Here is an 11,455-nt window from a genome sequence, read left to right on the forward strand (position 1 = left end):
CCTTTGCAAAAGCCGTACAGATAGCAGCAAGCACATTATATACGTTAAATAAGCCTACAAGGTTAGTTTCTACCTTGTATATATCACCTAAAAAATGCAAATCGAATCTCATTTTCCAGTCATCAAATAAAATTTCGTCAGCATAAAAATCTGCAGTTTCATCATTTATACCATAGGTAATGACTTCTGCCGGTGTATGTGACATAAACTCCTTAGAATAGTTATCATCTATATTTAATATAGCTGTTTTTAGCTTCCCATTTTTAAGATTATGACCTAACTGTGTGAACAAAAGTTCTTTAGTATGTGCATAATTCTCCATAGTCTTGTGTAAGTCCAAATGCTCATGCGACAGATTGGTAAATACTGCACAGTCAAAATCACAGCCAATAACCCTATCAAGTGCCAGCGCATGAGAAGACACCTCCATAATACAGGCATCACATTTCTCAGCCACCATTTCCTTTAAAAGTCCCTGCAAAGTCGCCGAAACAGGTGTTGTATTTTTGGTAGGGATTATTTTCTTTCCTATCTTATGATGAATAGTTCCAATCAAGCCTGTTTTAAGTTTCATGGTTTCAAATATATGATTAATCAGATAGCTTGTGGTAGTTTTACCGTTAGTTCCTGTTATGCCAACCATAAACAGCTTTTCATCAGGCTTACCATACAGCACATTTGATAAAAGTGCCATCACCTTCAACGTGTCTTTCACGTAGACAACAGGTACATTACCTGCCTTGTCAGTTATATCTTTTGATGCAATAAACAACTTAGCACCGTTATTTTTTGCACCCTCTACGAATAAATGTCCGTCTACCTGACTTCCTTCTATACAGATAAAAGCGGTACCTTCCTTTATATTCCTACTGTCCTCAGAGATATATTTTATATCAATCTTCTCTATATCTCCACAGATTTTTTTAACTTTTATATATGATAATAGTTCGCCTGCTAACATATTAAACTCCTTAAAAGCATTATCTGTTATAGTGTAAATCATTTATTTTGATTTGTCTAGTGCTATTGTTCTTCAGCTAAGAATTTTGGATTTGAAATCTGTACCGCTTTATGTGGTGTTTGCGGTATGATATAGAAGGGCTGGCGCATTAAGAATCAGATACACAAAATACAGTCATAATTTGACAATAGAATCACTATATCTTGTTGTATTTTTACTTATTGCGACAGCCCCTTTATTTACTTCAACTTAACGCTTATATTTCATTTCTTTTGTTTTATATCATTCTTATTTCTGTTTAAACCTTACATTTAGATTATTGAACAAGTATTTTCTGTTAATCAAAAACATATGCCATTTCATATTCAAAAGGAATTAGCTGTTTACCGGTTTTTGTGAAAATGCTTAGCTTACCCGGATATTCCTTTGTTTTAACAATATAATATCCATCACTATAAGCCACATAATAATATTTTTCAGGTATTACTTCATTCATTTTTCCATCAACAAGCTTGAATGAATACATAAATTTATTATCACCTTTATATATTAAAATAGCTAAATCATCCTTAGTTATTCTGGTATTACCCAAGTAATCTTTATCTGTCAGCCGTATTCCCTGACTATTATATAACCAATAAGTATGATTTTCTTTATGTACCAGTATCAGCTCCTTACTACACATTATATGATCCACTTCACTCTGCATGGTATTTCCATTTTTTGTTATAAAAATATATTTTCCATCTTCTATTGCTCGTGCTATACCATATTCATAAAATCTAATTGGCTGCACACTCTTACAAGGATATATTATTTTTCCAGCTTTGTTAATCAAACCATATTTTCTATTTTTTTCTATTACTGCTATTCCATACTGATTTAACAATATTGGACTATCACTATTAAATTCAAATATTTCTTTTCCTTTTCTATTTATCAATCCCCATTCATCATTTTTCATAACGGTAGCATATCCATTTTCAAATTGATTCACATCGTCATATTTAAAATCTATTATTTTCTTTCCTTTTTTATTAATGTATCCCCATTTGCCATTATTTTTAGCTGGTATAAGACCATTGCTTAAATTCCCCATATCCTCATATTTAAAATGAAGAACTTTTTTCCCCTTCTTATTTATATAGGTCCAATCATATTTTTTCCCACTCAAAGCTAGTCCTTCTGAAAACTCACCTAAATAATTGTACTTACAAGGTAATATAACTTTTCCTTTCAGGTCTAGGAATCCAAATTTATTATTTTTTATTACTCTGAAACCATCAGAATCTATAACCATATCATCATACTGTACAGGAATGATCTCTTTACTTGTAGAGTTTATAATACCACACTTTTTATTTTTCACTACTGCTCTATATATCTCTTTCTTGCTGCCTAATGCATATGATTTTATAATATGATCATACTCCAGCTTTTTTTTATTCCTTATATCTGTATATTCTATTTTTTCATCCTTATCTGCTACAGCAATATAGCCATCTATAAAAGTTATATCGTCATATTCACAATTTACAACTTCTTCTCCTAATTTATTAATAACACCCATTTTGTCATTTTTCTTTACAACAAGACTATCCTTCTCACTTTTTTCAAATACTTCTTCATCATATTTATTAATGAATAACCCTTTTTCATTAGTATAAATATAATTTATTGCATTTTCATCATCTCTTGAAGTAAAAACTACAAAATCATAAGCTTTATTCAGCTCAGTACCTCCATATTCCTTATTTCCTTCGCCATCAGCTTTAAAAGCCTTTATATCATATTCCTTACTGCTCAGAGTTTCAATATTTTTTCCATATTTATCAAATATTTTATAAAACCTTTCACCTGTTATATTAGATGGCATTATAAAATAATTTCCTTCATATCCTTTACCAATAGGGTTACTTTCATCACAAAGTGTAGTTGTAGCTGACTCTCCATTTATCTCTATTGAATACAGCTTACCATCCTTCATTGCTGCTCCATACCTAATCTTGCTCTCTGCCGCATATACTACAGGCAAATTAAATGTTCCTATTACTATCGCAAGCAATAGCCCTAAACTCAACTTTATTGATATTCTCTTTAACATAAAATCTCCTTTTACTAATTTTCTTTTACTAATTCTTTCACAATCCTTACAGCCTCTATATTTTTCTTTTGTTCCTCAAGTGAAAGTTCGTCAAACTGTACTAAATCATTATGAATCCTCTCAACATCATTTCTTACTTCTCCATACTTATAATAATTCAAAAAATTAAATCTGCACCATCTTATATGCTCAAGTTCTGCCAGTTCCATCTCATCTTTGTTAAGATCAGCTAAAATATTCCCAAAGTCTGCCGCTGAAATGTTGGATCCACGGAGAAAACCTGAAAGATCTTCCCATTTCTTACCTGTATTATATATTGATTCATAGTAATTATGCAAAGCTTTTGCTTTCTCTATCAGCTTCTCACGCAGTATATTTTCCTCTGTAAATACATCCTTATATCTCCCAAAAGGTACAGGTTTTCTATACTCAATATACGAACTCATATCTCCATCTTCAGGAGAATAATAATATACTTTCGCATTATTGGCACTTAAAACAATTGTCTGTAATAATTCTGCTTTTACCTCATCTGCAACAATTACTTTATCTGCATTCTAAATAATTTCCCAGATATTTTCATCATCTGTAGAATAATATTCAAGCTTATCTGAGTTCATAAGCCGCAGCTTTTTATGCCTTATCGGGTAAAGCTTATTATCTGTAATAAAATGATAGTTTATATGCTGATTCAAAGAAAAAATATTCATCTGCAATCCCGTACTTACTATGTCTCCCGCAAGATTACTGCTACCATAAATTACAATATCAAGTTTTTCCTTCCCCTCTTTCCACATTCCAAGCTTTTTCCAAAATCCTCTGGCTATCATATTGTTAATATCAAATACTACAGCATCCGGTATTGTTTTCAATAAACTTCCTTCTATGTCTATGATGCCGATATAAACCTTTTTATTGCATAGTTCAGATTCATGCTCTTTATAAAATTCAAAAGTCTTTCTATCGGAAGAAAACATTATTATGTGATATTGTGTATAATTTTTAAAACTATCACCCGAATAAATTACTTTTGTACCTATTCCTTCATGAAATTTAATATTGTCATCTGTATATACCGCTACCGTCTTCTTGCCACCAATCAAGTCTAGCCTGTACTTCATAGCCTGCCATACATTATTTATTGCAGAAAGAATAGTCACCGCAGTAACTAACGGAGCTGTCCATCTTGCAATTTCTACAAAAATATTGTACCCATCGGAGGCTTTATTTGTAAAATACAAGGATAATGATGCATACAGTGCATCTGTAAATCTAGATTCACACATACTGTACCCCAGAGTACCTATGATAAATGGTATAAGTGCTAATAATACAATAATTTTTCTCTTATTTTTCATTTGCTCTCCAAGTATTCTACAATGAATCAATTAGGCTCTTAATTGTGATTCCTTCTTCCGTCTTCCAGTAAGAAGGACCATTTAATGTAGTAAGCTTTGTATCTATATTATTATTCTTTCTATATATGTTTACAGCATCTAAACCAGCCTGTGAAGATGCCTTATAAAATCCTATCTTTTCACCTTTCAAATTATAATAAGGCTCTTTTTTCTCGTTTAAAAGAAGCATATAACATTCCTTCTCTTTTTCATCATACTCTGCTACAGCATAATGGAATACTCCTTCATATTCCATCATAAACTCAGTACCGTTTTGAATCTTGCCTGCATTATAAAGATCAGTAAAACTTATAATCTTTCTTTTGACGTTTGACTTTGGTGTCCTTCCATAATGCTTTTCATCAAGCGAAAGGTATATTTCGTCAAAAATACTCTGGTAACGAGAATATACAACACAAGACAATTTGTCATCTTCAGTATAATTAAAGCTTTTCTCCACATCATCGAAAAGTTCATCCAAAAGTTCCTTGTGTAAATCATAAATTTCCTTACATAATGCAGTATTTACTAGAGCCATAGGAGAACCATGGACAGCTTCTCTAAGATTATTTGAATACTGTTCCAACATATATTTTCCATCATTCCCCAGCTGTGGATGTTCTATACATTTCGCAATTACATAATCATACATCTCTTGATATGTAATCTGTGTGTAGTTTCTATCATATGGTTTCTGCTTGGGATCAGGTGTTACAAACAAACATATTACTTTCTGTCCTAATTTTTTATGTCCTTCAACATAATCTCTATAGTCCTTAGTTTGTCCTACATCCGTGCCATTCATATTTTCTCTGGCTTTTACCTTATTTTCTATTACAATTACCAGTTCATCACTTTCTCCATATACATCTATGGAGCGTTTTTTTCCATCTGTTGTAAAAAATGTCCTCTCAGTTTCGAAATGAATGTTATCTAGTTTCATATTAAATACCGATTTTAAAGTAAGTTCTTCATCTCCACTTTTTATCATATAGAGCGACAAAAGTCTTACCAAGGGATAGTGACCAAGCCTCAAGCTAGAGTTAGGATCAAAAAGCCAGCTCATAAATGAACTATGCCAATGTTCTGTATGTGTCTGGCCGACTATAGTAAATACATTTGTTTTTTCTTGAAAGTACTTAAGCTGTTGGAACTGCTTGCTTGCAAGCAGTTCCTCTATCTGTTCTATATTCAATGGAATACCTCATTTCTTATGGTTTACATAAGTTCTTCTAAACCTTTTTTACCCTCTTTTACATCAATATTTTTAATAAGTTCCCAGGCTTCAAATATTCCTTCATTGTTCTTAGTATGAAATCCTCTTTCTTTAGCCTTATATTTATCTAACACTTCACCTATTGTCATGTCTGAAGATAATTGCTCAAATATAGTACTATATTCTCCAAGTGTCCCGGATTTTACTTTTCCTTTATCATTAAAGAAATTATCCGGCATATCTTCTTTACGCATGGCTTTTCTTGCATTTGACATCCAAGTATACTGACTTGCTCCTAATTTCACATTTTCCAGGTCTACAACTTCAGAAATAGCATATACACAGTAATTAAATGCTCCTTTACGCACTGAAGTATTTTTATCATCCGGAATCTTTTTATCACACCCACCAAGTAAAGATGCCACAAGGAAATCAAAAATCTGCCCTGCTCCATGCTTTTGTTTCCTAGCTGTTCTTAATTTCTGGCAGAAATCTACACTTTCACATAATTTTTCAAACTCAGCAAGGGTTGTGGTTTCGTTTATTATAGCATTACTATTCCTCATTGTAGATTGACTGCTTTTCTCTAATACTTTTGAAACCTCAACTTTATCAGTATATGACTCCGTTTCAGCCTGTGTAACAGTCTCAGATGTCGGTTTCACAGTTTGTGTAACTTCTTCAGATTCGGTATTGTTTTTATTAACTGTTACTTTTCCAGGATCCTCATTAGATTGATTTTTCCAATCTTTTATGAATACTTTATCAAATCCCTTCTTTATCAACTTGTCATGTATTATATCCTCGAAGTTCTTGTTAGACCCATCATTTTCATTCTCTTTTGGTATTACCATTGCCATTAATTTTCTACATTGAGCAACATTAAGATATAATTCTCCTTTAGCAGGTTCTTTATCTGTTTTTTCATAATATAACTCCTTATGTTTATATCCCTTATAAATTTTTTTCAATTCTGGTCTGTCCTCTAAGAGATCCTCAAATTTTTCATTAAATTTTTCCAATTCATTTTCTGCATGAAGATTGATCTTCCCATCACTAAATCTATAAGTTCCTAATCCAGTATTATCATCACTCTTATAGTCTGTAATGGATTCTAAGTTAATAGGTATAAAGTGCAATGACTCGCCAATTTTATTACATCTACTTGACATCATCTCTAATAAACAAGCATAACTGGAAAAATAGACATTAGTTAAAAATGCTATAAACGCTTTACAATGTGAGGATGACATATTATCATAATACTGATTAATCCAAGAATCTGATTTTTCATCAAAGGCTGTGTCAAAATATACCTTAAGTCCATATTTCCTACAAGTTTTATATAAAATATCATCAAGCACTTTCTCAAAATCATCCGACTTGTAACTTATAAAAACATAATCATCTTTTGAATCTTTATCTCTAAGACAGTTATCCTTTATCCAACGAATATTTCCACTTTCAGCTGATTTTTTTCTTGCTTCTCTTTGTTCTGGTGTCATATATCCATCCTCCTAAATTTTATTATTTCTAATACAAAATATATATAATAAATACTTAATTAAACCTATATATCCTCAGCCCGTCAAACATCCTAATCATCGCAAGCATACATTCCATAGGCTCAGTATCCTTATCCTGCTCCACCTTATCAAGCCTTTCATAATTTTTTTCTTGCTTCTCTTTGTTCTGGTGTCATTTTTTCCATCCTCCTTAAATTCCTTTATTTAATCTTCCTTACAACTTTTCCCTTTGTATTAATGATATACCACGTATCTCCCTTGCGGACAGGTACTATGCCTTCATTAAAGTTATTTGCATAGTCATAAGAAAGCTTTATCATTTCTTTTCCTGTTTTATCTACATAGCCCCATTTCTTATTTCTTTGAATAAGAGCAAGCCCATCATTAAAAGCTCCTATATATGTGCATTCTGGCTTTATTACCTGAGTACCGTCTTTTTTGATTAAGCCCCATTTTTTATCTCTATATGCTAATGCAAGCCCGTCATTGAATTCACCTATATATTCGTATTCTCCTAGTTTTAAAACTTCATTACCATTGTTATCAATCATGCCTATCTTTTTATCTTTGCGGACTAACAGGACTCCATCGCTAAAATTATCTTCATTTTCCTCTATATTCTTAATCCAGCTTGAAGTCTTGTCCATATGATAAATCCAGCTATTATCTTTCAATTCCATAGTCATACCACTTACCATTACTTCTTGTGCAAAATTAGTAACTTCAAGCAAATTATCATATTTTCCAAATGGCACAACTGGTTTACCAGTGTTATTGATAATGCCCCATTTATTCCCTTTCTTTACTTTAGCAAGCCCATCATAAAAAACTACATCATTATCATAATATCCAGGTACTACTACTTCATTTCCCTTTTTATCAATATATCCATATTGTTCTCCTTTTTTTACCTTTGCGATGCCTTCTTTAAAATCATAAACACGATCATACTGTCCTGGTTTAAGCTTAAATACAATATTGCCATTTTTATCTATAGCTCCGAATATATTATCCTTCTTTACTATAGACAGTCCGTCAGAAAAAGAGAGTGCATATCCATACTCTAAATTCGGCTTTATTACTTCCACTCCATTTTTGTTGATAAAACCATATGCTTTATCTTTTTCCACTTTAGCTAGGCCTTCAAAGAATCCGCTACTGCTATCATATTCACCTTTTCTAAACATAAGAACTTCATTAAGATTTTTATCAATATATCCAAACTCATCATTCTTTCTTACCCATGCCAAGCCTTCATTAAAGTAATCTATATAGTCATATTTTCCTAACTCTACCACTTCATCAAATTTTTCATTAATAAGACCATACATACCATTTTTTTCAACTGTTGCAAATCCATCTTGGAAGCTATTCACTGAATCATACCATCTCAGCTCCTCTCCCTTTTTATTAATTAAAACATGCTTACCATCTTTTTCTATCCATGCTTTTCCATTTTCACGGATTTCTTTTATGAATTTATTTATGAATTTATCAATGTCCATTAAATAGCCATGATTTTCTACTTTTACTATTTCTTTGCCAGTCTTGTCTATAACCCCCCAATCCTCCGAACCGATTACCTGAACCAGAGCCAAACCTTCATAAAAAAAGGAACATGTTTTACCTTTCAGTTTTTTTATTACCTTACCAGTCTTATCTATAATAGTATATTTTACAACTTTATGTGTTTTATTATCCATAAGCTGAGCTATGCCTTCTACAAACTCATCTGCCCAGTTATGTTTGCCCACTTTCAGCACTTCTTTACCATTTTCATCAATATAACTCCATTTTTCTCCTTTTAGAACCGGTACCATCCTATCACCAAAAAAACCTATATAGTCATATTTTCCAATCTTTATTATTTCCTTTCCTTTACTATTAATCACACCGAATTCATCGTCTTTGCAAAACTTTGCCATGCCATTATCAAAAGCTGAAATCCAATCATACTTTGCTTTTGCATAAGTTTCTTTTCCACCACAAATAGCAAATAGAATTGAGAAAACTAAAAGTACGCATATCTTATTCAGAATTTTTCTTTTCATTACATTACCCTCCTAAATTAAAACCTATATATCCTCAGTCCATCAAACATCCTAATCATCGCAAGCATACATTCCATAGGCTCAGTATCCTTATCCTGCTCCACCTTATCAAGCCTTTCATAATTTTTTCTTGCATCTTCTTCTGTGACTTCAGTTCCATTGAAATCAGGTATCATGTCCTTATGCTTTCTTTCAAATTCCCTCTTTTCTTCTTCAGGATTTCCATAAGTCCATCCCATTTCATAGTGTTCTTTAAGCCATCTCATATGTTCTAAGAAACCTATTTTTAAGAGTTCTTCATTTGAAAATTCATTAACAAGATCAAAATCAACCTGCTTATCTGTATAAAAGCAGCCTATCTCATTCAGGTATTGTGCAAAGGCCTTAGCCTGGTTGATATTTGACAGCTTATATTCTAATGAAAGATTCTTAAAACTTTCTGCAAACTCTGACTTTATAGTCTCATCATTTATAAACTTTTCTTCATGACCTGCCGCCTTTGCTTTCTTCCATTCATCTACCTTTCTCCAGCGTCCATTAAGAATTACTGCAAAATGATAAAGACTAATAAAATTGCTATCTGAAAGATAACTTCTATTGTCTGCATGAATATGTTTAGCAAGTCCTGTTTCAACTTCCAACCCGATATTCGTCAAATCAATAATTCTCTCTATATCCACCTGAAATTCCGACTTATCCTCTTTCTTTATAAACATAGATGAATATGCCTTTAATTTCGGTGTCTTTCCACTTCCTGACTGCAGCCATTCTATATAATCATTTTTAAAATTATCTATTTTAGCTAATTCATTTTCATCATATAAATACCTTACTTTAATATGATTGTTTGAAAAATCAAAGCTTGCTCCCATTGGATGCAACTCTTTCTTTGAATTTCTTCCATAAGCTGTTCTATCCCAGCACTGAAGTTCATCGCAGAGCATGAGAATATAAGCAAGAGGATGTATATTTATTTTAAAAGGCTTATTTCCCTCACTTTTATATTTTGCAACAGAAAACTTATACAGACTGTTATGCATAAGTATTGCAGTAAGTGCATCCAAATGCTCTTTTTTTATATCTAACTGCATTTCTTCAAATAATTTCTTAAATAATACTGTAGCACTAAAATAAGCATGATCCATAAAATGATTAAACTCATTTGGTTTGGTCGGCTTATCAGTCAAGACTTCAATCATCTTTTCTTCTGTAACAGTTTTGTCATAAACTGCTCCAAGTTTCTCTGCTAAAATATATGCAAAGAGTTCATTTGTACTGGTAAATGTTTTATCAGAGAAAATTTTAGACAATTTATTTTTTACATTTTCATTAATCGTTATAAATTTCTCCAAATCCTGATAAGCCACAAAAGGTCTTTCACTCCTCTTACTACCTTCTACCTCAAAATAAGAACATACCTGCTCAAATGGAAGTTCAAAAGGATAGCCTATGTCATGAAACAATGCTGTAAGTCCCCAGTATTCTAAAAAATGGTGTGCCGCTTCATGTTCATCACTAATTTTATAATAATCCTTATAAGCATTTCTAAATATGCTGTTAGACTCAAAAATTGCAAGTCCCAGTGAGAATACATATACAGAATGCGAATAATGGTCCCTATGTTTCATAAGAAGTCCGCTGCCATTTGTTTCAAATTCTGAAAGTAATTCTATCATCCGCCTTGTTTTCTCATAATCTCCTACAAACATTTCTAAATAGCAGAAATATACATCAAAGGCATCTTCTTTCCTGCCTGATTTTAAGAACCTTGATAAAGCATTCTCAAGGCAGAGCCTATCAATGTCCTTTTCCATATTACAAGGAATCTGATTTGGTTTAAGACTCTTTCCTTTACTATCCAGATTATCTGCCTTTACATCTGTCGCCTCGTATTCATTAAATCTAAGTCCTTCACAGCTATTTCTTATAAAAGATAAAGCAGCTCCGTAAAGTGTATAATCGTCTACCGATTTGTCATTCAGCATTTCATTTTTTAGCATAGTATAGCCCATAGTTTATCCTCCAATTTTATTTTTAAACACAAAAAGACACCCATTCTGATTACATCAAAATAAGTGCCTAATTTTCATATACTTAAGCTTTAAATCATATATTAAATTATATTTATAGCCTGTCCTGTCCTGTCCTGTCCTGTCCTGTCCTGTCCTGTCCTGTCCTGTCCTGTCCTGTCCTGTCCTGT

At 32.1% G+C, this 11,455-nt stretch carries 8 protein-coding genes; all 8 read right to left on the minus strand.

Going from position 1 to position 11,455, the window contains the following annotated elements:
• Positions 1–961: Mur ligase family protein (locus ACTTKP_RS09280; RefSeq protein ID WP_442553622.1), on the minus strand; the 961-nt coding region annotated here is incomplete at its 3' end.
• A gap of 337 nt (positions 962–1,298) precedes the next feature.
• Positions 1,299–3,065 (minus strand): WG repeat-containing protein, encoded by a 1,767-nt coding sequence (locus ACTTKP_RS09285; RefSeq protein ID WP_442553623.1) that lies wholly within the window; start codon positions 3,063–3,065, stop codon positions 1,299–1,301.
• A 14-nt stretch (positions 3,066–3,079) separates the two neighbouring features.
• Positions 3,080–3,511 (minus strand): RyR domain-containing protein, encoded by a 432-nt coding sequence (locus tag ACTTKP_RS09290; protein WP_442553624.1) that lies wholly within the window; start codon positions 3,509–3,511, stop codon positions 3,080–3,082.
• 111 nt (positions 3,512–3,622) lie between these two features.
• Positions 3,623–4,423 (minus strand): hypothetical protein, encoded by an 801-nt coding sequence (locus ACTTKP_RS09295; protein WP_442553625.1) that lies wholly within the window; start codon positions 4,421–4,423, stop codon positions 3,623–3,625.
• A 16-nt stretch (positions 4,424–4,439) separates the two neighbouring features.
• A complete protein-coding gene (locus ACTTKP_RS09300) occupies positions 4,440–5,657 on the minus strand; it encodes a PD-(D/E)XK nuclease family protein (protein ID WP_442553626.1) in 1,218 nt (405 codons plus the stop codon).
• Positions 5,658–5,680: 23 nt separating this feature from the next.
• Positions 5,681–7,183: a toll/interleukin-1 receptor domain-containing protein gene (locus tag ACTTKP_RS09305; protein WP_442553627.1), complete on the minus strand. Its 1,503-nt coding sequence runs from the start codon at positions 7,181–7,183 to the stop codon at positions 5,681–5,683.
• Positions 7,184–7,404: 221 nt separating this feature from the next.
• The gene (locus tag ACTTKP_RS09310) at positions 7,405–9,255 is read right to left on the minus strand and encodes a WG repeat-containing protein (protein WP_442553628.1); all 1,851 of its coding nucleotides are present in this window, start codon (positions 9,253–9,255) and stop codon (positions 7,405–7,407) included.
• Between the two features lie 17 nt (positions 9,256–9,272).
• A complete protein-coding gene (locus tag ACTTKP_RS09315; protein WP_442553629.1) occupies positions 9,273–11,267 on the minus strand; it encodes a hypothetical protein in 1,995 nt (664 codons plus the stop codon).
• Positions 11,268–11,455: the final 188 nt, after the last annotated feature.

Origin of the sequence: Catonella sp. (assembly GCF_052169795.1) — a bacterium.
GTDB lineage: Bacteria > Bacillota > Clostridia > Lachnospirales > Lachnospiraceae > Catonella.

Coding starts and splice junctions, on each gene's coding strand:
- ACTTKP_RS09285 (WP_442553623.1), bottom strand. CDS start 3,065: ATGTTAAAGAGAATATCAATAAAGTTGAGTTTAGGGCTATTGCTTGCG.
- ACTTKP_RS09290 (WP_442553624.1), bottom strand. CDS start 3,511: ATGAGTTCGTATATTGAGTATAGAAAACCTGTACCTTTTGGGAGATAT.
- ACTTKP_RS09295 (WP_442553625.1), bottom strand. CDS start 4,423: ATGAAAAATAAGAGAAAAATTATTGTATTATTAGCACTTATACCATTT.
- ACTTKP_RS09305 (WP_442553627.1), bottom strand. CDS start 7,183: ATGACACCAGAACAAAGAGAAGCAAGAAAAAAATCAGCTGAAAGTGGA.
- ACTTKP_RS09310 (WP_442553628.1), bottom strand. CDS start 9,255: ATGAAAAGAAAAATTCTGAATAAGATATGCGTACTTTTAGTTTTCTCA.
- ACTTKP_RS09315 (WP_442553629.1), bottom strand. CDS start 11,267: ATGGGCTATACTATGCTAAAAAATGAAATGCTGAATGACAAATCGGTA.